We start from the raw sequence: 26637 nt of genomic DNA on the forward strand, positions 1-26637 counted from the left end.
GTTTCCTAACGCAATACATAAAATGTCCGGTTATGTCCGTGGATTAATTTGGGTACGCTTAATATCATATATTGAACACACCCTTGGAGCAACAAAGTGTCGTTTTAAGGTCAACTCAATATTGGATAATAAAATGAAAAAAATAATCACACTTAGTGCATTTACATTGTTAATGAGTAGTTTTACTACACATGCCAATGAGGCTCAAGTAAGAATGGGCGTTGAGCTTGGTACAGGAAAAATAAAAGTAGATAAAGATTTTGCAATTTTAAAAGAAGATTTTGACACCGACGGGTTTTCGCTTGGTTATATACTCGGTTATAAGTTTGAAAACAATGTAGTCACAGAGGCTAATTTAGCCTATACATCAAGTGATGTATTATTTGGTACTTTTGATAGTTACGAAACGTATGAATTTAAGGCAATGATAGGGTATTCATTTGATTTAGCAACACACTTTAGGGTTGTGCCAATGGTTGGGTTATCGCGCTGGGAATTAGACACTAAACAAGGGTTTTTTTTAAACCCAGGTCCTGAGGCAAAAGAGGAATTTTCAGGAACTGATTTTACTTATAAAGTAAGATTTGAAGTACCGCTGGGTGATCTGGTTTTACTTTCACTTTCGTATGCGAGTACTGAAGTTGAGTTCGGCCGCAATGAAACAACTCAATTGGGTGTATTATTTGAGTTTTAAAGCTCGTAGCTAAATGGCGAGTAGCCTCGCCATTACTGACTATGTAGATTGATATTACATAGATTCGAGCGTTTTACCGCGTGTTTCTTTTATGTATTTAACAACAAAAAATATACTTATAAGTGCCGATAACGCATAAAAGCCATAAGCGCCAGCAAGGCCAATATTGGCCAGCATAATAGGGAAGGTCATGGTAATGGCAAAGTTAGCAATCCACTGCGCACTAGCCGCAACAGCAAGCGCTGCCCCACGAATACGGTTATTAAACATTTCGCCTAATAATACCCACACAATTGGGCCCCAACTTAAGCCAAAAAATACCACAAATAAGTTAGCCATAATAAGCGCAAACGTACCCATGTTATCGCTAAGTGCAAGTTTGCCTGCTTCATCAAGGCCTGCACTGCCAAATATATAAGTAAGCGCGCTTAAGCTGATAAACATACCAATACTGCCTACTAATAGCAGTGGTTTACGGCCAATCTTGTCAACTAGGGCAATGGCAATAAAGGTTGATACAATATTAGTAGTGCCTGCGAGTACATTTATAAATAACGATTGCGACTCGTCAAACCCAGCGGCTTGCCAAAGCTCAGAGCCGTAATAAAATACCACGTTAATACCCACAAATTGCTGAAATACACTCAGCGCAACACCCACCCAAACAATTGGGTGTACTTTTTTACTGTTATCAATAAATAAATCGCGAATGCTTGGCTTTGTATCGCTATGCAAAGAGCCTTTAACATCGCTTATTTGCGCATCAAGGTTGTCGTTCGAAATTTTACTAAATACCGCTTTTGCATCATCCACTTTACCTTGCGCCACTAAATAACGAGGCGACTCCGGAATAAACAAAACACCCACTAAAAATAACACAGCAGGCACAAGCTCAGCCCAAAACATCCAGCGCCAAGCGGCTATATCAAGCATTAAAATATTTTGCGCACTACCTGCTGCATCAGCTATTAAATAGTTACTTAAAAACGCAGCAAACAAACCCAGTACAATAGCGAGTTGTTGTAGTGTAGCTAAACGACCACGTAGTGCTGGTGGCGCAACTTCTGCAATGTAAGCTGGCGCTAATACCGATGCCGCACCAATACCTAAACCACCAAATAAACGGTAAAAAATAAACTCCGCAGAGCTTTCGCTAATGCCCGACCCAAATGCACTAATGGCAAAAATAATCGCGGTGATGATCATAATTGCACGGCGACCAAACTTATCAGCCAGCGGCCCCGCAGCAAGCGCACCTAAGGCGCAGCCAAGTAACACAGACGCTACATTAAAGCCCGTAGCTACACTGCTAGAATTAAATGCATTACCGAGTGCCGACACTGTGCCGTTAATAACGCCCGAGTCAAAACCAAATAAAAAGCCACCAATAGCAGCCACAGCCGATATAAATATTACGTAAAAAAGAGAGGTGTGTTCAACTGTGTTGGCTGAGTGGGAAGGCGGTGTGTGCGTTGTCATTATATGCCCTGAAAGTTAATTTAAATTTAAAAGAGCATGATATCGTAAAGCGCTATGGCTGAATACGCTTGTGCGGGTGTAAATTGAGCCATTTTTAAAGGCTTTAAAATTAAGTAACCGCCTTTTTTGAATAACACCGATTGATTTTCAAAAAAATAATATGTTTTGTATGGGGAGTATTTGTTGGACCAATATTACTGTTCTCACCCATTTGGGTGTGTTTTTGCAATTGCGTAGCCTGTTCTGAAGTTAGGTAATTGTTTACAAGTGATTATTTGGTGGTTAAGGTAAATGCATTGAATATAGGAACATTGTCGGTTTACAAAACGACAAATGTCGTCGATTAAATTGTCATATTTATAGAGATACCATGTCTGTAATTCGTAGCTCAGTTTTTCAAATCATTTTTAAATCAATTTTTTTACTATCATTTAACTGTATCGGATTCTTTGCAATATATGCTGGCGCTATTTTATTCCTTAGCGAGAGCAATACTTCGTTATCGCCAAATGAACAACTTTTGGCGTTAATTCTCGCTTTGGTTACAACATCTATTTTTGCTTGGTGGATGGTACTCAGCTTTCGGCAATACGAAATCAAAATAGACAGTGAAGTAATCCTACTTAAAGGATTATCTGGCTGGAAAAAAATTGACAAAACTTTTCCACTCTCCGATCTTGATGGTGCAGAATTAGGAACGGATTTAGCTCTATTTAAGGGGGAAAAATTGGTGGCGAAACTTTCAATGGTTTCTATAGCATTTGACAATCATTCGCTAAATAAAAGTATTACAAAAACTTTACCCGCTCCTGAATTGGTTAAATAAATATAACAAGCCAATCCAGCAGCGGCTGATTGAGGCATTATACAACCGAGTGTTATGTACTTATGAAATTTTCATTAGTTGACGGATTTAAGCAAGCTCCTCTGCCTAAGATGAAAGGAGTTTGTATATATTGTGGTAGCCCAACCGTAGCAAAGTGTGGTTCAAAAATTAGATGGCATTGGGCGCACAAGGTAAAATGTAGTTGTGATCCTTGGTGGGATAATGAATCCCAATGGCATCGAGATTGGAAAAATCATTGGGAAGATCATAATCAAGAAATAGTATACTTTGATAAAAGTGGTGAAAAGCATATTGCAGATGTTGTTAATGAGCAGAATATTGTAATTGAATTTCAAAACTCCCCAATGTCTGAAGCTGAGTTGAAATCAAGAGAGGATTTCTACGGAGATATGATTTGGGTAATAAATGGTCGTAATCTAGCGAAAAACATAAAATTAAGTGCGATGCTTCCTGATCCTCTGCATGAATCAATGGAAGATATATCTATTCATTCAAGTAATCATAAAACTCATTTCGTTTATTCTTTTATTTCTGAGTATCGAGGTCCGAATGAGTTAGTAGAAATACATAGCTCAGATAAAATAGATGGAATAATTAAATCCACGCATGTAGGACACTTCCTCTTTGAGTGGAAAAGGCCTAGATATGTTTGGTTTAAAGCAACAAAACCAGTTTATTTGGACTTTGGACAAGGTGTCATCTGGCAATTAATGCGTTTTAACAATTATAGTAGTTTCTGTATTAAGGCATGTATTAAAAATGATTTCTTGGCAAAGTTTAAATGAGTTGCATAACAAGTGATCAATCTTATCAGTGCTAATTCATTACAGGCTATAAATAGAATTATTAGCACTATTTATAGTGCTAAATCCTCCCCAATTTCTGTCTTACACCTCAAAATTCTCAAAGTACTCTTTTTGCAATTCTATAGTGAGTGCTTTAGGGCGAATGCCTTGTACTAGGCTGTATACTTCTTCTTTTGTGTAACCTGCCGAATTTAAAATAAGCGCAGCGACCAACCCTGTGCGGCCAGTGCCGCCTTTACAATGTATGGCAATGGTTTGTTTGTGTTGTATGGCCTGTAATATGTCGGTTTTGTGGGTGTTCCAGCTTGATGTAAAAGGTTGTTTTGGTGCTTCGTCGTCATTTATAGGTAAATGAAACCAGGTTATATCGTGCTTATTGCACTCACTATTAATTGTTTGTACGTTGTTTTTTTCAATTTCTTTTTGCGGCATAAGCGAAAGCAGCATGTGAGTGCCAGCGGCTTTTAATGTGGCGATTGAATCCGCTAAGTTTTGTGTTTTTGTGCCAGGGCAAGGCGTAAAAATAATATTTGCGCCGTTGTTGAGTGATAAAACATCGTACGGGTGTGCGCTCATGGTAAGTCCTTTCTTTTTAATGAATTTACTTTTATACGCTCACTATAGCGTGTTTTAGTTACAAGTTTAAGATTGAATAATAAGCACAAATGCTAGATACTGTTTTTATATACAGTTATGGCGATATTATGAAAAAAGAATTACCAGCAAAATACTATTTAGCGCATTTTAGAGAGCTTATTGAGTTTGTAACAAGTAAATGTATGCATTTACTTGAGCCTAAACATAGTGAATTTATTAGTAAAATTAATCAGCTAGATGAGCAAAGCCAATGCATGTTGGCGCGTGTGTACTCGCGAAAGCCTTATTTAGTGCAGGCGCAATCGCTTAATTATGAAGAAATAACCTCGCCGCATCAGGCTATTTATACGCTAAAAAAAGCGGGTATTTTATTTGAGCCAAACGAGCAGCATTATTCGCAGCTTTTAGCGCACTTAACTAAGCCTTCTTTGGTTGAGTTGCTAAGTAATTACAGTGAGCAAATAAGCTTTAAAAAGAGCGCCGCTAAAGGCGCGCTGGTGGATATTGCACGTGAGTTTTTTAAAGCGTGCCCACAAGAGCTTGCGCCACTTTATAGCCAGTATGTAATTAATAACCGCAGTGATTACTACGAGTATTTTGAGTTTTTATTTGCAGGCAAACTAAGCAGTGGAGATGTGAATCATCAAAACCGTTTTGTAATGCGAGACTTAGGCTTAACCGCTACACGCGAAGGACATAGCGAGAGCTTGTCACGCTTTGAAGCACTTGACGAAGCGCAATCAAACTATTTACTAAACCGTTACCGGTTAGCATTTAAAAATATAACAGATGAGAGCGACTATGTTGCTTTAGCGTCGCAGGTTTTAGTGCAAGCTGCACATGGTGCAATAGCCGTTACATTAAAAAATAAATTATTAGTTAGGCTTTATAGGCAGCTAAAAACAGTTCATAGCGAACTTGCTTTTAGTTTACTTGAAGGGTGCGTGGATGATAGCGAAGCACAAGAAATTCAAATAAGAGAGCAATACAGGCTTGGTAATAAAGAGTGGGTAAAAGCTCGATTAGAAGCCATTATTGAAAACCCGCTCACCGACGATTTACTGTATTTTGCTGACGATTTTTTAATGCGTAAGTTTAATAAAAAAACACGTTCGCGTTTAAGTGCCATGCTTGCCGATACTCAGTGCGTGCTAGAAATAGATGAACTGTACCGAGGTGAAGTAGAGCAGGGCGTAAACGATTATTATACTCGCCAAGGTATGGCTGTATTTAATACCGAAAACACGCTTTGGCAAAGTTTGTTTGGTTTAGTATTTTGGCACGAGTTATTTGTGGAGTCGCCTTATCCGCCATGTAATGAGTTTGATATTTATCCGCAAGTATTAAGGCTTGGTAATTTTTATGAAGCGCAGCAAACACAGATAAATGAGCGCTTAGCGCAGTGCCAAACGTCGCAAGCATTACTTAATCTAGTATGCAAACATGCAGCGCAATACTTTGAGCAACCTAACGGTTTGTTCAGATGGCGCAGCAATTTATTAGAGCCACTAGAGGCGCTTATTTTAAACAGCCCTATTAAGGCGCTAATTGCGCACTTAACAGCCATGAGCAAACATTATTTACAGCTGAAAGACGGCTATCCCGACTTAATGGTCATTAATAATGGCCAAGTACATTTTGAAGAGGTAAAAGCCCCTGGCGATAAGCTTAGGCGCAACCAACTTACAACTATTGATAATTTAAAAAATGTGGGCTTTACAGTACATATTGCTGCGGTTAAATGGTTTGTAGATCCAAACCGTGTTTACAGCATCGTTGATATAGAAACCACAGGCGGCTTAAAAGGCGGTAACCGTATTACCGAAATAGGCCTTGTAAAAGTGCAATACGGTAAAGTAATTGATAATTGGACGAGCTTAGTTAACCCCGAGCGCCATATACCTGGCTTTATTACGTCATTAACCGGTATTAGCGACAGTATGGTTTACAACGCGCCTGTATTTGCCGATATAGTTAAGCCGCTATTAGATAAACTCGCAGGCAGTATTTTTGTAGCCCATAACGTGAACTTTGACTACGGCTTTATTAAAAAAGAATGCGAGGTTGCAGGGCACTTTTTTAAAATGCCAAAAATGTGCACCGTGGTTGAATCGCGCAAAGCGTTTAAAGGCTTAAAGTCGTATTCGCTTGGCAATCTCTCATCGCATTTTAATTTAAATTTAACGAGCCATCACCGCGCATTGGCCGATGCAACCGCTACTGCTGAGTTGTTGTTACTTATTCAGCAATCCCAAATTAGTGAATAAGCAGTAAATCTTGACGCAAGAAGTAGTATGCAATTTTAAGCACTTAGCTTACTTTAGCTAAGTGCTTTTTTTCGTGGTAAAAATCCAGTTACAAGCATCGTACCTATAATTACAAATAATGCGCCGAGTAACGTATTTGGCCCAATTTGCTCATCTAAAATTAAATGTCCCCAAAAAATGCCAAATAGTGGAATTAAAAACGTGACTGTTAACGCCGATGTAGGGCCTATATCGTCGATTAATTTAAAAAATAAAATATAAGCAAGTGCGGTACACACTACTCCTAATACGAGTACACCTAGCATAACGTTGGTGCTTGGTATTTCTCGTATTGGCATAAATAAGATAAGCGGTAATACCATAAAGCTTGAAGCCCACATTGAGCCATGGGCGTTATCAAATGGGGCCAGTTTAGGCGCGTTTTTAGTGAAATGCGATGCAATGGCATAGCAAAGTGATGCGCTTAATGCTGCTACTATGGCTAAAATTGATTGGCTATTTAATACAAAATGATTTTGCCCAACAAGTATTGCAACACCTATCAAACCAAGCAGTAAACCAAGCACCATACTTTTTGTGGGCTTTGTTTTTGTCCATAAAATTCCAACTACAACACCCCATATTGGTGTTGTAGAATTTAAAATAGAGAGTGTGGATGCACTAATAGTTTGGGCTGCGTAGGCAAAAAATAAAAACGGCAGAGCAGAATTAAACGCGCCTATAATAAAAAAGTGTTTTTTATGCTGGATAAACGCTAAACGGCGTTTTAAATACAAAGCAACAATAAATAAAGTAACTGCAGCAAAGCCTACTCTAAACTCAATTAATACTGCAGGCCCCAAGCTGTTAGCTGCCATTCGCATAAATAAAAAAGAAGCGCCCCAAATAGCGGCCAAAAAAAACAATCGTAGTAAGCTTGCTAAGGTCATGATAGTACTTTAATTATACTGGTTAGCTTTTAGAGTAACAGGGTTTATAAATGGTGTAAGCCATATTCGGAACTGACACATAAAAATAATAAACCAAGGTTAATAAAGAAAAGTTAATTGTGAGAAATACGAAGAGACTGTAACTACCTATCCAATTGAGCATGCTAAATAAAGTTAACTTTCGGTTCGCTTCTTTTCAAAGTCGCTTTTAACTATTTCAAGTGCTTTTAGTACTTCTTCTGGAGCAACATCGTGTTGCTCTAATATCATAATTAAATCTACTGCAAGTTTAATATATGTTGGAGCTTGATCAAGTGGGTTGGTCATGGTGCTTTTTCTTTTTAGAAATTTGACTAATAGCCACATCAATCGCAGTTTGTACGCGTTCTTCCATATGTGTACGTTCGGCTTGTGGTAAGTAAAATGCCATGTCTACGTCATAGCGAATATATCTTGGTGGCAGTTGGTTTAGTACAGTACAGCAAAAGTCAGCCATTACATCTTCGTTGTATTGTCTATCAAGTTTTCTTTTAATTATTTCTTCTAGAACAATTTTTTCGTAAAAGTTGTGTATATCGTCATGTAATCGCATATTCCTATCACTCTTTGTTAATCCATTTAATTGAGTTTATACCAAGGCTTACTATAAATCGATAGCGGCTTTAAATAGTTGTTTATGTACATTAACTAATGAGGTTAAATTACGTTGATAACCACCGCCAAGGCTGCACATGATTGGTATTTTCTGTTGTTTACAAAAATTGAGAACAAAAAAGTCACGTTTATATACGCCATTGAGCGATACATTTAATAACCCTAACTCATCTTTTTCGTAAATATCTGCGCCAGCATTATATAAAATAATATCGGGGTTATGAATACGCACGCAAAAATCGAGTGCTTGTTTTAATGTAGTGAGGTACTCAGCGTCGGTTGTTTTAGCGGGTAATGCAAAATCGTAAGTGGATTGCTGTTTATTACGAGGGAAATTTTGCTCACAATGAATTGAGCAGGTAATAATTTGGTCATGATTTTGAGTGATTTGTGCTGTGCCATCGCCTTGGTGTACGTCGCAATCAAAAATTAAAACAGTGTCGGCTTGCTCTGTATTTATTAAATGTGCTGCTGCAATAGCTAGATCGTTAAAAATACAAAAACCGCTACCGTAATCACTGTATGCATGATGATAGCCACCACTTAAATTAGCCGAAAAACCATGTTTTAGCGCGTGTTCACTACTTTGGATGCTTGCCCCAACTGATAGTAATGTGCGCTCTACCAATTCATTTGAATAAGGAAAGCCCATTTTTTTTATGGCTTTATTGCTAAGCGTGCCGTTTAAAAAGTTATTTATATAAGTTTGATTATGGCAAAGCGAAAGCTGAGCAGGCGTTGCTTTTATAGGTGAAGTAAAATTATTGGGAGTTAAGCCTAGTCCTTCAATTTCTGCTTTAAGCTTTTGGTATTTTTGTATTGGAAAACGATGGCGCTCAGGAAGCGTTAAAGCAGAATATAGCGGGTGGTAAAAAAGCTGCATTAGCGTAATTGTTGTTTTTCGACTTGTTGAATTTTATCTTCGGTGGCAGAAATTGCTTTTCTGCAGCGGCCTAATCGAGCGTGTGTGCTTAATATTTCAAGGTTAAGCTTTTGTGCTTTAGCAGGCGAGGCTTTATCCATTTGCATTTTTCGCTCTTCAATCATGAGCACTAAACGGCGTTCAAACTCATGGTTTTGTTTTAATTCGTCGTAAAGCTCATGCGACGATTGCATTATTTTTTGCACAGCTTGCTTGTAAACGGTTTGCTTAGGGCGAGGTTTATAATGGCTTTTATTTTCTTTAACCCAAATAGGCGTTGATTTAATAACGTTGAATACGGCTTGTACTTGAGCTGCAATACGTTCAAGTGCGTAGGTGTATGCATGACGATGTTCGCTTGGCGGTAACCTTGACACTTCGTCTTCTATTTCTATTACGTAATCGACTAGGTTCATGCTCTTTGTGCTAAAAACTGCGCGGTCAAACAAGCTAGGTTGCGCTTGCATGTAACGATTTTTAGAAAAAAGTTTAGCTTTATCAAATTGCTCAGCTTGTTGTTTTAGCGTTGCAACTTGTTGGCGTAGTTTATCTAAAGCCATTGAATGCATATTAAAAGTAAGCCTCGTAAATTAGTTTTAATGCTAAAAGTATAACCATAGTATTAAAGACTGGACGAATAAATTTGCTACCAAAACGTATTGCTGAATGCGCCCCAAACCATGCGCCTAGCATAATAAAAAAGCCCATTGTTATGCCAAGTAAAAAGTTTACATGGCCGAGTGCAACAAAGGTTATCAACGATATAAAGTTAGACACAAAGTTCATTGAACGCGCTAAGCCACAATTGAGTAGCAGGTTCATTTTGTAAAGCATGCCATTAGAAGCAGTCCAAAAAGTACCCGTACCTGGGCCTGCTAAACCATCAAAAAAGCCTAATGCTAAACCTTGTAGCCATTGTTTTATTTTCATCGCTTTGTTTAGTTTAGGAAGTTTATTACCTTCGGTGGTACTTAAATTACCAAATAAACTATAGCCAGCAACTAAAATAATAATAATTGGAAGTAGTTTGTTTAAAAAGTCGATACTTAAATGATCAACAATAACAGTACCTATCAATGCACCTATTGCGGTAGCAATAATAGAGGCAGCCCAAAACTTAGGACTAAATAAGTTCTTTTTATAGTATGTATAGCTTGCCGTTAACGAGCCAAAACTTGCTGCTAGTTTATTGGTGCCTAATGTTAAATGTGGAGGTAAACCAGCAGTTAATAAAGCGGGTACAGTTAACATGCCACCGCCACCGGCGATAGCGTCTATAAAACCTGCGGCAAGTGCAACAGCACATAAAACAGCCCAGGTTGTTGGATCGAGTGCGAGTTCAAACATTAATAATCTATTTGTCTTTTAAAAGGTGGTAGGGTGTCGAGCATGGCTTTACCGTATCGCTTAGTAACTAAGCGCCTATCGAGAATAGTAATACAGCCTTCATCACTCTCTTTTCGCAGCAGTCTACCACAGCTTTGTACCAATTTCTTTGCGGCGTCTGGCACGGTAATCGTTAAAAACGGGTTACCGCCTTTGCTTTGTACAAATTCTGCTTGCGCTTCTTCTATTGGCGAAGTAGGTACAGCAAATGGAATTTTAGTAATTATTAAGTTCTCTAAATATTTACCAGGTAAATCAAGACCTTCTGAAAGGCTCTGGGTTCCAAATAAAATACTGCCTTTGCCTTCGTCTACACTTTTGGTGTGTAATTTAAGCAACGCTTCTCGCGACATCTCACCTTGTACTAATAAGTTAAAACCTTTTGTTCTAAGAAACTTTGTTACATGGTCCATTTGCCAGTAAGAAGCGAATAGTACAAGGTTCGCTTTTTTATCATTTAGGTACTCTGGTAAAGTTTTAGCTAAGTGATCACTAAAGTCTTTGTCGGTTGGTTCTACCTTAGATACCGGAATACGTAAAGTCGCTTGTTTGGGGTAATCAAAAGGAGAAGGTACTTTAATAAATTTAACGCCTTCTTCTTTGGCAAGCCCTGTTTCGTAAGCAAAGTGATCAAACGAGCCCAGTGCACTTAATGTAGCAGAGCACAAAACAGCGCCTGCGCATTCGCGCCATAATTTATCTTTTAAATAATAACCGACCTCGATAGGGCAGTCGCTTAATAAGTGATCGTGATGGCTTTTATATTCAAGGCGTTTTATCCACCGTGCATGAGGAGCACCTTCCCCCTTTTTTGCGTAACTAAACCATAGTTTGTTTAGTTGTTCTAACCGGTTTATGTATTGGCCACTTTCGCCTAGTATTGGGTCGGCAACGTAAGGTTTTATGTCGCCGTCGCTTACATCTTGGGTAAGGGTGTCGTGCATTTTGTTTAAACAGCGCAGCGCATCTTGCGTGGCTTCGCTTATGTCTTTTGCTTTACTGTGCAGCGATTCTGGAATTTCACCGTGTTCAAAGCGGTAAGTATCGTCTTTTGAGTATTCAAAGTCGGCATTATCAAGAATATCGCGAACTACTTTTAAATCTTTATTCGCGTCGTTAATACTGTCGCAAAGTTTAAAGTTTTGGCCAATAGCTCTTTGCCCCACTAAAACCTTCGCCATTTTCCCGCTAAACTTGGTGAGCTTATCAAGCCATTCTATTGTACCTTTTATTGTGGCAGCAGCAGATGAAAAATCGCGTGTTATATGTGCTAAATGGTGCGCTTCATCAATAACGTAAATGGTGTTGTCGGGCTCTGGTAAAATTTTACCGCCGCCTAAGTCTAAATCGGCAAGTAGTAATGAGTGATTAATTACCAGTACGTCCATTTGCATCAATTGATTACGAGCAAGCTGAAACGGACACGTTTGATGGGCCTTCATTTGGCGCTGACACGAATGTTTATCGCACGCTATTAAGTTCCACACTCTATCGGGTACAGTATCGGCCCAGCTGTCTCTATCGCCTTGCCACTTTTTATTCACATAGGCGTTATATAGCTCATTTAAACACTTGGTTTCCATTGCGCTCAATGGTGAAGTAAGTGTTGGCATAAAGTCCATTTGTGTTTGGCTATCGCCGTTTACAGCATTATGCAATTTGTGAGCGCAAATATAACGATGACGACCTTTTACCAAATCAAATTTAAAGTCGAGGCCTGAATGCTTTTTAAAAAACGGGAGCTCTTTTGCTATTAATTGTTCTTGCAGTGCAACGGTAGCAGTCGAAATAACCAGTTTCTTTTTTTGTGCCAAGGCCAGTGGTAATGCACCTAAACAATAGGCAAGAGACTTACCTGTACCGGTGCCTGCTTCAATAACGCATATACGTTGTTTTTTGTGATAGTCGCCTGCGAGTGTTTTTGCTATTTCGGCAACAAGGTAGTTTTGGCTGCTGCGCGGACGGTAATCAGTTAGGTTATTAGCCACATGCTGGTGTACTTGCCTAATTGTTTTTTTTAGTGAGTCAGAAAGCATGGGATGATTTACCTAAAGTATGTATATAATTACAGTGTATATATTAAGTGGGATCGTACGTTGACACAAGCAATCTATCAGGGCTTTATTTTATCAAGGCAACAATACTCGCCTAAGAGTAAGCGTGGGATCACGCTTTGCTACTGGCTCGTATCTGACAATGGCCCAATTAAAGTACTAATTGAAAACCAGCAAGCTGTTTTTTTTATCCCACAAGATGAACACAATTTTGCACAAAGCATATTAAATAAAGAAAATATAAGTGTTAATTTTAAAACGGTAGAAATGCGCCATTTTAGTGGTGTTGTGTGCATAGGCTGTTATTTTAATGATGTAAGTAACCTTTACAAAGCACGCACATTACTTGAAAAGCACATAAGTATATACGAAGCGGATATACGCCACAGCGATCGCTTTTTAATGGAACGTTTTATTAAAGGTGGGGTATGGGTTACGGGTGAAGTATCTCAAAAAAATGGCTTTATTTTAATTAGCAATGCTAAATTAAAAGCGAGCCCTGAATATACACCCTCGCTGAAATCGCTTTCATTAGATATTGAGTGTAATGGTGAGGGCGTATTGTTTTCGGTTGGGCTGGTAGGAAATGGCCTTGATACTGTATTAATGATTGGTGAGCCTCAACAGCATAATCAGCCATTTAATATTGATTGGTGCTTTGACGAGATTAATCTACTACAAAAGCTACGGCAGTATATCAATAATAATGATCCTGACATTATTGTGGGTTGGAATGTCATTGAATTTGATTTTACAGTGTTAAACTCTCGGGCAGAGGCGCTAGGGATAACGCTTAATTTTGGCCGGGATCAGCAGCCTTTAAATATAAAAGCAGGGCATTACACTCGCCTCACCTTACCTGGGCGAAGCGTTATAGATGGCATTGATACCTTAAAAAATGCCACTTATCACTTTGATAACTATTCGCTTGCGAACATTTCTTATAAAGTCCTTGGTGAATCCAAACTAATTCAGGCGGATAATCGTTTAAGTGAAATTGTTCGTCAATTTAATGAAGATAAGCTCAACTTAGCAGCTTATAACCGACAAGATTGTATACTCGTTAAGAGGATTTTTGCAGAGTTACAACTCTTTGAATTTGCAATAGTGAGGACTCAGTTAACCGGTCTTGAGCTTGAGCGAATGGGCGGCTCGGTTGCAGCATTTACTAACTTATATTTGCCATTACTACATCGCAGCGGGTATGTTGCGCCAAATTTAGGCGATCACGGTTTATCTTTTGAAAGCCCCGGTGGTTATGTAATGGAGTCAGTGCCTGGGCTTTATAAGAATATACTTGTTTTAGATTTTAAAAGCCTATATCCCTCAATTATGCGAACTTTTTGTATTGACCCTCTTGGGCTTATTAAAGGGTTAGACTCACCTGAAAATGCAATTGAAGGGTTTAATGAAGCCGTTTTTTCACGAAATGAACACCACTTACCGTCGTTAATTAAGCATTTAACACATACACGGCAAAGGGCAAAAGACACAAATCAGCCAATGTTATCGCAAGCTATAAAAATAATAATGAACAGCTTATACGGCGTACTTGGCTCTAAAGGGTGTCGATTTTATGATCCAAGATTATCGAGTTCAATAACATTACGTGGGCATGAAATTATGCAAACAACCCGTAAATGGATTGAAACGTTAGGTTATGAAGTAATTTATGGCGATACAGACTCTATTTTTGTAAAAGCTGACGATCAGCTAAGTGCTCTGAGTTGCAATCAAATAGGCAAAGATTTAACGATCTATATTAATAATAAATGGAGCTGCGATATTAAAGACCGTTTTGGGCTTACTAGTTATTTAGAAATAGAGTTTGAAACCCACTATAGCCCATTTTTTATGCCAACAATAAGAGGTAAAAAAACAGGTTCAAAAAAACGCTATGTAGGACAAATTATAAAAAATGGGATGCCTGAACTTATATTTAAAGGAATGGAAACCGTACGCAGCGATTGGACCGAATTTGCACAAGAGTTTCAAAAAGAGTTATTCAAAACTTTATTTAATGAAAAATTTGAAATAAAACAACTTCACGAGATTATAAGTGACTACACCAAAAGATTGTTCGCAGGTGAATTCGATGAAAAGTTAATATACCGTAAAAAGTTAGGACAAAATCTAAATGATTACGTAAAAAATGTTCCTCCCCAAGTGCAAGCGATTAAAAAGTATAAAGCTAGTAATCCTGATTTTGAAATTAAACGAGGTCAAATTATTGAATATGTTTATTCTGATGATGGGGCGCAATTATACAATGGTTCAAATAATTTTAATTATTCGGTTTACATACAAAAACAGCTAACTCCTATCGCCGAAATGGTACTTGATGCCTTGAATTTGAAAGAAATTGAATATCAAGGGGCTCAACTTTCATTTTTATAATTACTTTACAGTTTTCGTATTTAAATAGTCATATTTTTTGTATGAAATTCAATCTGATTTAGTGTGGGATGAAGTGTTTTTCTCTTTTTTTGTTAAAATTTATGATTCCCTCATGTTGTTTTGTTAATAATTTCCTGTTTTATGTAATTTAAATTGAACCTTTTTACTTATTTTTTTCTTCTTTTAAAACAGTTGGTTATGCCTTTGTGTTTTTCTAAGTGATTGATATTTAATTGTGTATCTAAGCTTTTTTTGTAATTTAAAAGGGTTTAAGGTTAATTGATTGTTGACGTTGTTGTTTCACTGGTATTATCATTCATCACACAATTGTAGCGTTTGGTAACACTTTGCCACCACGCTAGATTGAAAATTATAATTAATAAAATGTATTCTTGGGAGAATCAAATGTTAAATAATCAAGTAACAAAAGCTGTTCGCTTAGCGATTGCTTTTGGTGCAGCATCAACAGCTGCATTTTCAGCAAGTACAATCGCTGCTGAAGAAGGCGTAGAAAAAGTAGAACGTATTCAAGTTACAGGCTCACGTATTAAACGTACTGACATTGAAACCACAGTTCCAATTACTACTATTGGACGTGCTGATATCGTAGCTATGGGCGCAATTAATGTTTCTGATATTTTAAACCAGTCTCCTGTAACAATTGCTGGTGCAGACCAATCTAATTCATCATTTAGCACTTCAGGCGTTGGTCTTAATACAACATCACTTCGCAACCTGGGCGAATCAAGAACTCTAGTACTAGTTAACGGTCGTCGTTTTGTATCTGGCCGGTCACCTTCGAGCGGTTACGCAGTTGACTTAAACTCTATTCCAGCATCAATGATTGAGCGTATCGACATACTTAAAAGCGCATCTTCTGCTGTTTATGGTACAGATGCTGTTGCAGGTGTAGTTAATATCATTACTCGAAATAACGTGGAGGGTGTTGAAGTTAATGCTCAAACAGGTATTTCATCTGAAGGCGACCGTGAAAAATATTCATTAAGTTTAACTGCTGGTAATAGCTGGAACACAGGTAATGTAACTGCATCATTTGGTTACGATGATGACAAAGGTTTAAAGCCAGCTGACCGTGATTTCTCTGAGTTTGATGAAGCAATTTTATTAGATGATAATGGTAACGAATATGTAGATAAAGTATTTTCATCTTACCCACCACAAGGGCGTATTGGTGCTTTTAATGGTGACGGTACAGCTTATCAAGGTTTAGCTGGGGGTGAAGCTTTCAACCGTGCTGCTTTTCGTCAACTTGTTACACCTCTAGAAAGAAAATATGCAGCTTTAAATATAAAGCAAGACATTAATGATGAGGTTCGCTTTTTTGCTGAAATGAACTGGAACTCGTCAAAAACTTACGGTTCAACAATTGAACCAACACCGTTCGCGACTAACGATGTGTTTATCCCAGAGCGAGGTGGGGTAGGCGGTATAAAACTAAGCAACCCTATGATTCCTGATTTGCTACGTCAAAACTTAATGGCTGCTGACCCTGATCTAACAATGGATAGTAATATTCCAAATATGGTTCGTCGTATGGTTGAGTTTGGTGCTCGTTCGACAGATTTAGAACGAGATACTATCCGTATTGCAACTGGCTTTGACTGGTTTATAAATGACGATTGGTCTTTGAATACTTATGTTTCTTGGGGTAAAACAGATCAACGTCAAGACAGTGGTGGTCAAGTAAATATTGAAAGAGCTGCGAAAGCATTTGATGTGGTAGAGAATGCAGACGGTACACTTCAATGTGCTGACGACCTTGCTATTCTACAAGGTTGTGTGCCGCTTAACCTGTTTGGTGCAGGCACTGTGACTCAGGAAGCTGTTGATTATATTAAAGTTCCTGCAAAAATCGCTGGTCAAACTGAACAGTTCATTGTTTCAGCATCATTAGTTGGTCAATTACCAATAGAACTACCAGGTGGTTTTGTAGGTGTTGCATTTGGTGCAGAGCATCGTTTAGAAAGTGGTTTCTTCAACCCAGGTGATTTAGCTCAAACAGGTGCTTCTAGTACTAATAAGTCACTACCAACAGATGGTAGCTATTATTCAAACGATTACTACGCTGAAACTATTCTACCAATACTTGACAATCTTGAGGTTGATTTAGCCGCTCGCTACTCAGATCATGAAATTGTTGGCGGTCAAACAACATGGAATGCAGGTATCCAGTATTCTCCGTTAGAGACATTAAAATTCCGTGCTTCAGCAGCAACAGCTATCCGTACTCCAAATATTGCAGATTTATTTGGTGGACGTGGTGAAACATTTGCTGGTGTTACGGACCCTTGTAGCGGTGTAACTGCTTCTGATGTTGGTAATGCAGCCCAAAACTGTCTGTCTATTCCTGAAGTTGCTGCGCGTGTTGCAGCTGATGGTAAATTTGAGCTTACGCAAATAGAAGCGCAAAGCGCAGGTGGTTTTGTTGGTGGTAACGAGAATGTTAAAGAAGAAACCGCTGATACATACAGCGTGGGTGTAATCTGGCAGATGACAGAAGAGCTTTCTTTAACTGTCGATTACTACGATATATCTGTTGAGGATGCAATATCTACCACTAGCCGTACTACTGTACTAAATCGTTGTTTTGATGTTAGTTCAGCTAACTTTGACCCATCTTGTGGTGGTAATGCATTACGTGATGCGAAAGGTGCATTAGTAGAAGTTAATTCAGGTACTGGTAATGAAAATAATATCGAAACTTCAGGTGTTGATATTGAATTAGCATATAAAATAGACACAGAGTATGGTGCTTTTGGTGCTAACTTAATTTGGAACCACTTAAGTAAATACGATACAACTGGTATCGAAAGCGGGGAAACAGTTGAATACGCTGGTGAAGTACTCACACCAGATAACAGAGCTAACTTAAACCTAACTTATGGTATGGAAGACTTAAACGTTTCATGGCGTATGCGCTACTGGGATCGTTCTGTAGATAGTGTTGAAGGTGCTAACTTTAACTACACTGATTTTACACCGTTAGAGAAGTATAATAACTTCCCATCAGTTGTTTATCATGATGTATCAGCAGGTTATAACTTTACAGATAGTACAAGTGTTACATTAACAGTACGTAACTTGTTCGATAAGCAACCACCAGTTGCTAACCAAAGTTCATCAAATGGTGGTACAGGTATTAACACAGTATCAGAAGCTTATGATGTAACAGGTCGTTACTTACAGTTAAATTTAACTACTAAATTTTAATTAATTGTTAAAATTTGAAACCGCGATATCTATCGCGGTTTTTTTATTTTCTTCTTTTGTGTATATTGTTGATAGCAAATAATTTATACCATAGTCATTTCAAAAGAATCCGCCTATACTAAAACAGAATATTAAAGTAAATCTAACCAAATAAATTTAGCGAGATATAGATGAAAGAAGTCCGATCTTTTATTAAAACTGCATCATTAGCTGAGCTTGAGAAAGCACAGCAGTTGATTGGTGATGCAATTTCAAAATATACCCAGCAACAAAAAGCAAAACAGGAAGTTTTGGAACTTTTAAAAGAAAAAGGACTTACGCTAGAAGATTTACAAGATGGAGCATCTGACAAACGCACCAAAGTTAAGCCTAAGTACCGCATGGAACTGAATGGTGAGACTATTGAATGGACTGGCCGTGGCCGTCGTCCTAAAGCGTTTGAAGGTGTTGAGCTTGAAAAGTTTTTAGCTTAAAGCTAAATATAAGAGAAGCTTCGGCTTCTCTTTTTTGTTTACCCCTCAATAAAATATAATTAAAGTTTAAAACTCCTAGCTATTATTTGCTAAAATCTCCTCACTCAAACCTATTTGTTTTCCCATGAGCTATAAACTAAGACCTTACCAGCAAGAAGCCGTAGAACGCACCGTTTTACACTTTAGAAAGAGCAATGATCCTGCCGTTATTGTACTACCAACCGGTGCAGGTAAGAGTTTGGTTATTGCTGAACTTGCCCGTATTGCTAAGCAAAAAATATTAGTGCTTGCTCATGTAAAAGAGCTTGTAGAGCAAAATTCGCAAAAATATAAAAGTTTTGGTTTAGAGGCGAGTATATTTTCAGCGGGCTTAAAAGAAAAATCATTAAGCCATCAAGTAACCTTTGCCAGTGTGCAATCACTTTCCCGTAATTTAAATAAATTAAATGAGCATTATTCATTACTTATTATTGATGAATGCCACAGGGTAAATGGGGATAAAAAAAGCCAGTACGGAAAAGTAATAAGCAGTTTAAAAGAGTATAACCCTCAGTTAAAAGTATTGGGTTTAACAGCAACACCTTATCGGTTAGGAATGGGTTGGATATACCACCACCATTATCATGGTTTTGTTAAAGGGACTAAAGAAAGTCCGTTTAAAAGTTGTATTTTTGAATTGCCGCTCAGGTATATGATCAAACATAATTATTTAACGCCGCCAAACGAAGTTGATGCAGCAATTAGCCATTATGATTTTTCGTCCTTAGATAGCAATGCATTTGGGCAATATACGACTGATGATATGAATGCGCTTTTAAAAAACAGTGAGCGCGCAACGAAAGCTATATTACAGCAAGTAATTCAATACAGTGAAGAGCGCGAAGGTGTTATGGTTTTTGCCGCTACGGTAATGCATGCTCAGGAAATATTAAGCTACCTACCAGCTCATCAAAGTGCACTTATAACAGGTGATACGCCAAACACTGAGCGCGATAAAATCATTAAGCAATTTAAAGCTAAGCAATTAAAGTATTTAGTTAATATTTCGGTATTAACTACAGGATTTGATGCGCCACATGTCGACTTTATAGCTATTTTAAGACCTACAGAATCGGTTAGTTTATATCAACAAATTGTGGGGCGAGGTTTAAGGTTATCTGAATCGAAAACGGATTGCTTAGTAATAGATTATGCCGGCAATGGTTTTAATTTATTTCACCCTGAAGTAGGTGACAAAAAAGGCGATAGTGATAACGAGCCTGTACAAGTGCTTTGCCCAGGTTGTGGGTTTGCGAATATATTTTGGGGTAAAACAGACTCCACTGGCAAAGTAATAGAGCACTTTGGCAGGCGTTGCCAAGGCCTATTAGAAGATGATGATGGACATAAAGAGCAGTGCGATTATCGTTTTAGGTTTAAAGAGTGTGAGCAGTGCGGTGCCCAAAATGATATTGCTGCACGTAAATGCCATGATTGCGGCGCGGTAATGGCCGACCCTGATGATAAGTTACGTAATGCATTAAACTTAAAAGACGCACTTGTGCTTCGATGTAGTGGGTTATCGGTAACTCAAATTAAAGATGAGCTTATTAAAGTAACGTATTTTGATGAAGATGGTGCAAGTTGCGATGAAGTATATAATCTCGCAAATAAAGGCGGGCAATTTATATTTAATAAGCAATTTGGTCAACGTGTGGGGCTTGGGCAAACACCTATTAATTTTAAAACTGCAGAGCAAGTAGTAAACGCACAATTTGAATTAGTACCACCGGATTTTGTTATTGCACGAAAAAGCAAAAAATATGGTTGGAAAGTAGCTGATAAGCTATTTGACTATAAAGGGGGTTTTAGAAAGGCAAATCAGTTAAGCCGCTAAGCTTAACTGATAGAGTACATTGAACTAAAAGGCAATTAAGCTTCTTCACCGTCCATTAGTCCCCAGCCGTCACCGTATCCATTAAAGCTATTAGCAATGCTTTCAATGTATTGCTCTGCTTGTCCTAAAAGAGTGTGCTCTGGCACCATTTGTACTTGAGTGATTACTTCCCAAACGCCAGTGTCTTTACATTTTTCAAGTTCAGTCTTTTGAACTAATGCATCAGAGACTATTTCTTTAGCAAATTTTTCAGCATCGGCTTCTTGTTCAAATAAAATAAAAAAATCGACTTGGTGCATTTTATTTAAATCAATGCCAGCAGCGGCTATTTCGGCTAAAAGTTGGCCGTTATCATCATCAGGGAATTGCATTAAAAACTCATTTAAAATTAATTTTTTATTCGTAGGCACTATTGTAACTAAAATATTGCCTTAACGCGTACTAATTTTAATTATGCTGATATTTATTCAAAGTTAAATTTACGCGTTAGATTGTTATTAAGTTAATGTGTTGCTCATTATGGCTATGCTAACATGCGTGTAATTAGCCAGTTTTTTGTAAGATATTAAAAGTAAGGATATTTACTTGTTTATTAAGTTTTTACGTTGCATGTGTGTTGTGAGTGCTTTTATTGCGACAAATAGCTATGCGGCAGAAAAAGTCATAGAAGATTACGAAATTGAAGGGTTAAGTGGCGATTTAGAAAATAACGTAGCTCTTTACCTTAAGCAGTTAATTGGCGAGAAACCAACCCGTACACTTCGCCGTTATGCTCAAAAACAAGTACAAAATAGCATCAAAGCACTTGGCTATTATAGCCCGACCGTCGAGGTTATTTATGATAAAGACGACAGCGAACTAATTGTTAAAGTTGAACGGGGGCCTGCAACTCGCATAGAAGCAATTAATATTACGCTAAACGGTGATGGTCAAAGTGATACTCAATTACAGGCATTGATTAAAAGCAATCACTTAAAGCAAGGTGATGTTTTAAATCATGGTAAATATGACTCTGCTCATAAAAAAATAGAATCTATGCTATTGGAGCTTGGCTATTTTGATGCTAAGTGGCCAGCGCGTAAATTAGAAGTATCGCTTAAAAAAAATAGTGCTGTTATTACTTTCATAATTGATACCGGAGTTAGGTATGAGTTTGGCGATATACAAATTGCCAGTAGTACACCCGCTGAAAAATACATACGCTCTATAGCGCCTTTCTCGCAGGGCCAACCTTATAAATCAACACATATTGCTGACTATAACTTGGATTTATCAAGTACCCCTTACTTTGCCAGTGTACGTGTTTATGCTGACATTGCAGCGCGCAAAAACAGCCAAGTACCGATTAAAGTTGAAGTATTACCCAAGCCAGCTAACAGCTATGAAATTGGCGGTGGTTTTAGTACTGACTTAGGGCCTAAGGTGCGTTTTAAATGGAGTAAACCGTGGATCACAGAAGACGGCCATTACCTCGAAACTAATTTAAATGTGGCACAAAAGCAGCAAGATATTTCCATGGCTTATACAATTCCGGTTGATAATCCTAATGATGATTTATGGCGATTCTCTGTCGGTTATAAGCTAGAAGATGAGCTCACAAACGACACTTACAGTGAAATATTAACAGGGCAAGTTCAGCGCCAATGGTTGACCGAAAATAAGTGGGTGCGTACTGCATTTTTACGCCGCGACCAAGAAACCTACCGTATTGGTGATGAAGACGAAGAAAGTACCGAAATGTTAATGCCTGGCATTAGCTACGCGCGCAAAAAATCAAAAGGCGGCACGACTCCTTATTGGGGAGAGCAGTGGCTTATATCTGCTGAGTTTGGCTTAGATGATGTGCTTTCGAGTACTAATCTGATTAGGGTGCAAATGCAACATGCATGGCTACGCACTTATTTTGACCGCCACTTGGTGTTTTTAAAAGCGAATGTGGGGGCAATGCTTGTTGATGATATTAACAACGTGCCATTTTCACTTCGGTTTTACGCAGGTGGCGATCAAAGTGTTCGTGGTTTTGCGTACCAATCAATTTCGCCTGAGAACGATGACGGCGAGCTAATAGGTGGTAAGTATTTACTATCGGGCACGATGGAATATAACTACCAGTTTGCTAAAAATTGGCGAGCAGCTTTATTTGTTGATGGTGGTACTGCGACGAATGATTTTTCTGATGATTTTGAAGTAGGTGCTGGTTTTGGTTTTCGCTATTTAACACCCGTTGGCCCAGTGCGTATAGACCACGCTTGGGGATTAACAAAAGAAAGTAAAAGCACACGTTTAAGTATTACCATAGGGCCAGAAATTTAATGTCAGTATTAAAAAAGATAACAGCCGCCGTAAGTGCTATTTTTGTCACGTTAGTTGTTGCACTATTTTGTTTGTTATTTACCGCACCCGGTAATCAATTTATTGCTTATAGTGCAAACAAAGCGGTAGATGGACTACATATTGAAATTAAAGATGGTCGTTTTATTTATAATGATGCCTTTAATGTACGCTTTGCTAGCAACGGATTGGACTTTAATGCACAACAATTGAAAATTGATTTGTTTTGGTGGCAGTGCGATGGAATTTGTATAGATAACTTAAGTGCTAAATCTATAAATTTAACATTACCAAAAACTGCAGAGTCACAAGAAGAAGCCCCGACAGAGCCGCTTGAAAAAATCAGCTTACCTTTTAATATTGCTGTAAAAAACATTGCGATCAATAAATTTACTCTAGAGCATCCAAGTGCAAACGTAAGCGTTAATAATTTTAAACTCTCAGCAAAAGCAGAGGGTTCAAAGCTGACGGTTAAAAGCCTGAACATTCCCACCATACTTGTTGCCTTAAAAGAGCAAGAACAAGATGCGAAAACACAAACGGCGCAAAATACTCAAGCGCCTTTAACGCACCTACCCGCATTGCCTAATATAGAATTTACTTCGCCACTTGATTTAGTTGTTGAAGACTTTGAAATTGCTAAAATTACGATTGAGCAAAACGAAGCCCAACATGTTATTGAAAACATCTCGCTGCAATTAAGTGTGGAAGATGCGGTTATTAATTTAGAGTCATTCTCAGCAAAGTATGAACAGTGGCAGCTTAATACGCATCTTAACGCTGAGCTTGCAGGGAATTTGCCCGTGAAAGGGGATGTTGTTTTACAAAGTGATGAGCACCAAGCCAATTTACAGTTGAATGGTGACTTATCAAATCTAAACTTAAATTTAGAAACACAGGGGCAATATCCGCTTAGTTTAACGGCAACGGCAAATTTTAAGCAAAAAAACTATCCGTTTGAGTTAAATGGAAAAATTAAGCAATGGCTTATTGATGCACAAAGTAATGAGCTTAAAGTGCGAAATGTAAGCCTTAACGCACAAGGTAATGCCGACGATTATCAGCTTAGCCTACAGGGGAGTAGCCAATTAGGCGCGTACCCAGCTGTTGACTTAAATACCCAATTAAAAGGCAGTCTCACCAAAGCAACTTTACAAGCGCTAAGCATTAAAGCAAACGAAAGCAGTGCAACTATAAAAGCCAATGTTGATTGGCAAAAAGGCATACAGGCTAACTTTAATGGCACGCTTGCTAACTTAAAAGCGCAGTATTTAACTGATGCCGCTACCAGTGATATTTCAGGACAGTTTAAAGGCTCGTTTAATGCAGCTGACGACAAGTGGCAGCTACAAATGAATAATACAAAGCTAAACGGGTTACTTAACAATGTGCCACTAGAATTTGCCTCAAATTTTAAGCTCGACAACACGTTAAAAGCTAATATTGATAGCTTTTATTTAAGTAGCGGCACCAATAAATTAGCACTAAGCGGGCAAGTTGATGATACTTGGCAAGTTGATGGCAAAGTAACGCTAAAAAGTGATGAAAAAGCTAATATTCCATTTACTGCCGACGGCAACGCAAATTTAAAAGTGAGAGGGGAAAGGTTAACGCCCTCTGTTGATTTAGCACTAATACTAGATCGCTTTATTTTTGATGAAATAAATATTAATAAATTATCAGTAAAAGGGCAGTTAGATACCGCAGCCGATTGGCAAACCGATGTTTCGGTAAGTGTTGGTTCGGCGCTTGTAGCCGAACAGCAAATTAATAGCGTTAAAATTGATATTAGCGGCGACAAAACAGATCACCAACTTACGGCATCTATAGATGCCGAGCAAGGCAGTGTAGAGCTTGAAGTTAATGGCAAAATTAATAATACGACTTGGAATGGCGAGCTTAGTAATGTAACGCTCAGCGATAAAAAGCTTAGTTTTAGTAACACTAGAAATATTGCCATTATGGTTAATACGCAAAGTGGCGACTTTGATATAAGTGCACATTGTTGGGCATCTAAGCAAAGTGAATTATGTATAGACACCTTAGCGCAATCAAAAAACCTCGGTCAGCTAAATGCTAAACTAAGCAACTTAGCACTTGAGGAGCTTAAGCACTTTTTACCTAATAGCATTCGTACTCGCGGTAATATAGCTGGCGATGTAGCACTTAATTGGCAAAGCGGTGCGCTTAAAACATTACGCGCAAATATCGATTCTAGCGACTTAGAAGCAGTGCTAACCTCGGAAGAAGATCGTTTTAAATTACCAATCGAAACTCTAACTATTAGTGCGTTTTCGGATTCTCAAATTGGCAAGCTTGAAGCTAATTTAGAATCAAGTGTGCTTGGTAAAATAAACACACACATTAATATCGATGATATACAAAATACGCAAGCGCTCAACGGCACTATTAATATTGATAAAATACTCCTTTCAGACTTACAACCATTTCTTGAAACCCTTGAGCAGTTAAAAGGTGATATTAGCGGAAAAGTCGCGTTAGCAGGTACGTTAAAAGATCCGTTATTAAATGGCGAGCTTAATGTGAGCGATATTAGTTTAGAGGGCGAGCAACTACCTATAGCGCTGCAAAAATCAAATATAAACGTATTGTTTGATAAAACAACGGCCACAATAAAAGGCAACTTAAACGACAATCAGGGCGGTAAAATAAATCTAACCGGTGACGTTGATTGGCAAGGTGCACAACCTGCTGTAAATGTTGCGGTAGTTGGTGAGCAGTTTTATGTACGCGCGCAGCAAGGGGTCACTTTTAAAGTATCGCCGGATTTAAAAATAGGCTTGGCTAATAATGCACTCAAGCTTGCTGGTGAGGTAGTTGTGCCTTACGGTCGTATAATGATTGAAGAGCTTCCTGAGGGCGCGGTGCAAGTTAGCGATGATGAAATTATTGTTGATCAAAAAACTGAGGCCACCGAAACAGTCCCGTTTGATTTCGACATAGATTTAAAAGTGATTGTTAAAAACGATGTAAAAGTAGAATCGTTTGGCTTGGAATCAAAAGTTGCGGGTGATTTAGCGATAAAAATGAGTCAAGGTGCACCAATTATAGCCACAGGTGAGCTTAACTTGATTGAAGGTACTTACTTAGCCTTTGGGCAAGATTTAATAATCAGCACCGGGCAAGTCGGTTTTAGCGGTTCAATTGAACAACCATTTTTAAATATTAAAGCAATACGTAACCCCGATACGACTGCAAATGGTGTCATTGCAGGGGTTACGCTCACGGGTAATGTTGAACAACCAACACTTAAAATATTTTCTGAGCCTGCGATGGATCAAGCTCAAGCACTCGCATATTTACTTAATGGCCAACCTTTAGGTGATGGAGAAAGTTCGTCAAGCGATGCTATGCTCACACAGTTATTACTCTCTCAAGGTGTTAGTCGCAGCGAAGGGGTTGTTTCTAAGGTAGGTGAAACCTTTGGGTTGTCAGATGTAAGTTTAAGCTCATCAGGTAGTGGTGATAGCACCAAAGTAGAAATATCAGGTTATGTAGCACCCAGCTTACAAGTTAAATATAGCGTGGGTGTATTTGATTCGCTCAGTGAAGTGGCTGTGCGATATCAGTTACTTTCACAGCTATACATAGAAATAACAAGCGGCCTATATCAAAATGTTGATGTGCTATATAAGTTTGATTGGGAATAACCAAAACTATAATAATTATAAGG

Annotated in this window: 20 protein-coding genes; 10 read left to right on the top strand and 10 right to left on the bottom strand. The window is 38.3% G+C overall.

What is annotated here, in order from left to right; genetic code table 11:
• Positions 1-133 precede the first annotated feature (133 nt).
• The gene (locus LOS73_RS09720) at positions 134-694 is read left to right on the top strand and encodes an outer membrane beta-barrel protein (RefSeq protein WP_237113693.1); all 561 of its coding nucleotides are present in this window, start codon (positions 134-136) and stop codon (positions 692-694) included.
• A gap of 54 nt (positions 695-748) precedes the next feature.
• Here LOS73_RS09720 and LOS73_RS09725 read toward each other — a convergent pair whose 3' ends face one another.
• Complete coding sequence (locus tag LOS73_RS09725; protein ID WP_457934901.1) at positions 749-2173, bottom strand: sugar porter family MFS transporter; 1425 nt, start codon at positions 2171-2173, stop codon at positions 749-751.
• A gap of 370 nt (positions 2174-2543) precedes the next feature.
• Between LOS73_RS09725 and LOS73_RS09730 the strand changes: the two genes are divergently transcribed.
• Both LOS73_RS09730 and LOS73_RS09735 read left to right on the top strand, forming a co-directional pair.
• The gene (locus LOS73_RS09730) at positions 2544-2999 is read left to right on the top strand and encodes a hypothetical protein (protein WP_182696031.1); all 456 of its coding nucleotides are present in this window, start codon (positions 2544-2546) and stop codon (positions 2997-2999) included.
• Between the two features lie 62 nt (positions 3000-3061).
• Positions 3062-3805, top strand: a complete 744-nt coding sequence (locus LOS73_RS09735; protein ID WP_076924434.1) for a competence protein CoiA — start codon at positions 3062-3064, stop codon at positions 3803-3805.
• A gap of 102 nt (positions 3806-3907) precedes the next feature.
• On the opposite strand, the gene LOS73_RS09740 is transcribed toward LOS73_RS09735, so the two are convergent.
• Positions 3908-4402: a phosphatase domain-containing protein gene (locus tag LOS73_RS09740; RefSeq protein ID WP_457934902.1), complete on the bottom strand. Its 495-nt coding sequence runs from the start codon at positions 4400-4402 to the stop codon at positions 3908-3910.
• An 89-nt stretch (positions 4403-4491) separates the two neighbouring features.
• Here LOS73_RS09740 and LOS73_RS09745 point away from each other — a divergent pair, with 89 nt between their 5' ends.
• Positions 4492-6690: an exonuclease domain-containing protein gene (locus LOS73_RS09745; RefSeq protein ID WP_457934903.1), complete on the top strand. Its 2199-nt coding sequence runs from the start codon at positions 4492-4494 to the stop codon at positions 6688-6690.
• A 53-nt stretch (positions 6691-6743) separates the two neighbouring features.
• On the opposite strand, the gene LOS73_RS09750 is transcribed toward LOS73_RS09745, so the two are convergent.
• The 7 genes from LOS73_RS09750 to dinG all read right to left on the bottom strand — a co-directional run bounded on the left by LOS73_RS09750 (position 6744) and on the right by dinG (position 12617).
• A complete protein-coding gene (locus tag LOS73_RS09750; protein WP_457934904.1) occupies positions 6744-7619 on the bottom strand; it encodes a DMT family transporter in 876 nt (291 codons plus the stop codon).
• 174 nt (positions 7620-7793) lie between these two features.
• Positions 7794-7946 (bottom strand): DUF2496 domain-containing protein, encoded by a 153-nt coding sequence (locus tag LOS73_RS09755; protein WP_007378179.1) that lies wholly within the window; start codon positions 7944-7946, stop codon positions 7794-7796.
• Positions 7930-8211, bottom strand: a complete 282-nt coding sequence (locus LOS73_RS09760) for a late competence development ComFB family protein (RefSeq protein ID WP_007378180.1) — start codon at positions 8209-8211, stop codon at positions 7930-7932. The genes LOS73_RS09755 and LOS73_RS09760 overlap by 17 nt, the downstream gene beginning before the upstream one ends.
• A 51-nt stretch (positions 8212-8262) precedes the next feature.
• Entirely contained in the window at positions 8263-9156 is an 894-nt protein-coding gene (locus LOS73_RS09765; protein WP_457934905.1) for a histone deacetylase family protein, read from the bottom strand.
• A complete protein-coding gene (locus LOS73_RS09770; RefSeq protein ID WP_007378182.1) occupies positions 9156-9764 on the bottom strand; it encodes a primosomal replication protein in 609 nt (202 codons plus the stop codon). The genes LOS73_RS09765 and LOS73_RS09770 overlap by 1 nt, the downstream gene beginning before the upstream one ends.
• Position 9765: 1 nt before the next feature.
• On the bottom strand, positions 9766-10542 hold the full coding sequence (locus LOS73_RS09775; protein WP_007378183.1) for a sulfite exporter TauE/SafE family protein: 777 nt from the start codon (positions 10540-10542) through the stop codon (positions 9766-9768).
• Positions 10542-12617: an ATP-dependent DNA helicase DinG gene (gene dinG, locus LOS73_RS09780; protein ID WP_457934906.1), complete on the bottom strand. Its 2076-nt coding sequence runs from the start codon at positions 12615-12617 to the stop codon at positions 10542-10544. The genes LOS73_RS09775 and dinG overlap by 1 nt, the downstream gene beginning before the upstream one ends.
• Before the next feature lie 60 nt (positions 12618-12677).
• Here dinG and LOS73_RS09785 point away from each other — a divergent pair, with 60 nt between their 5' ends.
• From LOS73_RS09785 to LOS73_RS09800, 4 genes are all read left to right on the top strand, one after another.
• The gene (locus LOS73_RS09785; RefSeq protein ID WP_457934907.1) at positions 12678-15032 is read left to right on the top strand and encodes a DNA polymerase II; all 2355 of its coding nucleotides are present in this window, start codon (positions 12678-12680) and stop codon (positions 15030-15032) included.
• Between the two features lie 405 nt (positions 15033-15437).
• Positions 15438-18263 carry a TonB-dependent receptor domain-containing protein gene (locus LOS73_RS09790; RefSeq protein ID WP_033028266.1) on the top strand — a complete coding sequence of 942 codons (2826 nt, stop codon included), beginning with the start codon at positions 15438-15440 and terminating at the stop codon, positions 18261-18263.
• Between the two features lie 170 nt (positions 18264-18433).
• Positions 18434-18736: an H-NS histone family protein gene (locus tag LOS73_RS09795; protein WP_033028267.1), complete on the top strand. Its 303-nt coding sequence runs from the start codon at positions 18434-18436 to the stop codon at positions 18734-18736.
• A 124-nt stretch (positions 18737-18860) separates the two neighbouring features.
• Positions 18861-20612, top strand: coding sequence for a DEAD/DEAH box helicase (locus LOS73_RS09800; RefSeq protein WP_033028268.1), 1752 nt, complete (start codon positions 18861-18863; stop codon positions 20610-20612).
• Between the two features lie 35 nt (positions 20613-20647).
• Here LOS73_RS09800 and LOS73_RS09805 read toward each other — a convergent pair whose 3' ends face one another.
• Entirely contained in the window at positions 20648-20983 is a 336-nt protein-coding gene (locus LOS73_RS09805; RefSeq protein ID WP_033028294.1) for a ribonuclease E inhibitor RraB, read from the bottom strand.
• 214 nt (positions 20984-21197) lie between these two features.
• On the opposite strand from LOS73_RS09805, the gene LOS73_RS09810 reads away from it, so the two are divergent.
• A complete protein-coding gene (locus LOS73_RS09810; protein WP_457934908.1) occupies positions 21198-22925 on the top strand; it encodes an autotransporter assembly complex protein TamA in 1728 nt (575 codons plus the stop codon).
• The gene (gene tamB, locus LOS73_RS09815) at positions 22925-26614 is read left to right on the top strand and encodes an autotransporter assembly complex protein TamB (RefSeq protein WP_457934909.1); all 3690 of its coding nucleotides are present in this window, start codon (positions 22925-22927) and stop codon (positions 26612-26614) included. Before LOS73_RS09810 ends, tamB begins: the two co-directional genes overlap by 1 nt.
• The last annotated feature ends 23 nt before the right edge of the window (positions 26615-26637 follow it).

It is taken from the genome of Pseudoalteromonas sp. SCSIO 43210 (assembly GCF_054133285.1).

Excerpts from the sequence above, each read along its gene's own strand:
- LOS73_RS09805 (WP_033028294.1), bottom strand. The coding sequence starts at position 20,983 with ATGCAATTCCCTGATGATGATAACGGCCAACTTTTAGCCGAAATAGCC.
- LOS73_RS09750 (WP_457934904.1), bottom strand. The coding sequence starts at position 7,619 with ATGACCTTAGCAAGCTTACTACGATTGTTTTTTTTGGCCGCTATTTGG.
- LOS73_RS09755 (WP_007378179.1), bottom strand. The coding sequence starts at position 7,946 with ATGACCAACCCACTTGATCAAGCTCCAACATATATTAAACTTGCAGTA.
- LOS73_RS09800 (WP_033028268.1), top strand. The coding sequence starts at position 18,861 with ATGAGCTATAAACTAAGACCTTACCAGCAAGAAGCCGTAGAACGCACC.
- LOS73_RS09730 (WP_182696031.1), top strand. The coding sequence starts at position 2,544 with ATGTCTGTAATTCGTAGCTCAGTTTTTCAAATCATTTTTAAATCAATT.
- LOS73_RS09725 (WP_457934901.1), bottom strand. The coding sequence starts at position 2,173 with ATGACAACGCACACACCGCCTTCCCACTCAGCCAACACAGTTGAACAC.
- LOS73_RS09735 (WP_076924434.1), top strand. The coding sequence starts at position 3,062 with ATGAAATTTTCATTAGTTGACGGATTTAAGCAAGCTCCTCTGCCTAAG.
- dinG (WP_457934906.1), bottom strand. The coding sequence starts at position 12,617 with ATGCTTTCTGACTCACTAAAAAAAACAATTAGGCAAGTACACCAGCAT.
- LOS73_RS09795 (WP_033028267.1), top strand. The coding sequence starts at position 18,434 with ATGAAAGAAGTCCGATCTTTTATTAAAACTGCATCATTAGCTGAGCTT.
- LOS73_RS09775 (WP_007378183.1), bottom strand. The coding sequence starts at position 10,542 with ATGTTTGAACTCGCACTCGATCCAACAACCTGGGCTGTTTTATGTGCT.
- LOS73_RS09720 (WP_237113693.1), top strand. The coding sequence starts at position 134 with ATGAAAAAAATAATCACACTTAGTGCATTTACATTGTTAATGAGTAGT.
- tamB (WP_457934909.1), top strand. The coding sequence starts at position 22,925 with ATGTCAGTATTAAAAAAGATAACAGCCGCCGTAAGTGCTATTTTTGTC.
- LOS73_RS09790 (WP_033028266.1), top strand. The coding sequence starts at position 15,438 with ATGTTAAATAATCAAGTAACAAAAGCTGTTCGCTTAGCGATTGCTTTT.
- LOS73_RS09745 (WP_457934903.1), top strand. The coding sequence starts at position 4,492 with ATGCTAGATACTGTTTTTATATACAGTTATGGCGATATTATGAAAAAA.
- LOS73_RS09740 (WP_457934902.1), bottom strand. The coding sequence starts at position 4,402 with ATGAGCGCACACCCGTACGATGTTTTATCACTCAACAACGGCGCAAAT.
- LOS73_RS09770 (WP_007378182.1), bottom strand. The coding sequence starts at position 9,764 with ATGCATTCAATGGCTTTAGATAAACTACGCCAACAAGTTGCAACGCTA.
- LOS73_RS09760 (WP_007378180.1), bottom strand. The coding sequence starts at position 8,211 with ATGCGATTACATGACGATATACACAACTTTTACGAAAAAATTGTTCTA.
- LOS73_RS09765 (WP_457934905.1), bottom strand. The coding sequence starts at position 9,156 with ATGCAGCTTTTTTACCACCCGCTATATTCTGCTTTAACGCTTCCTGAG.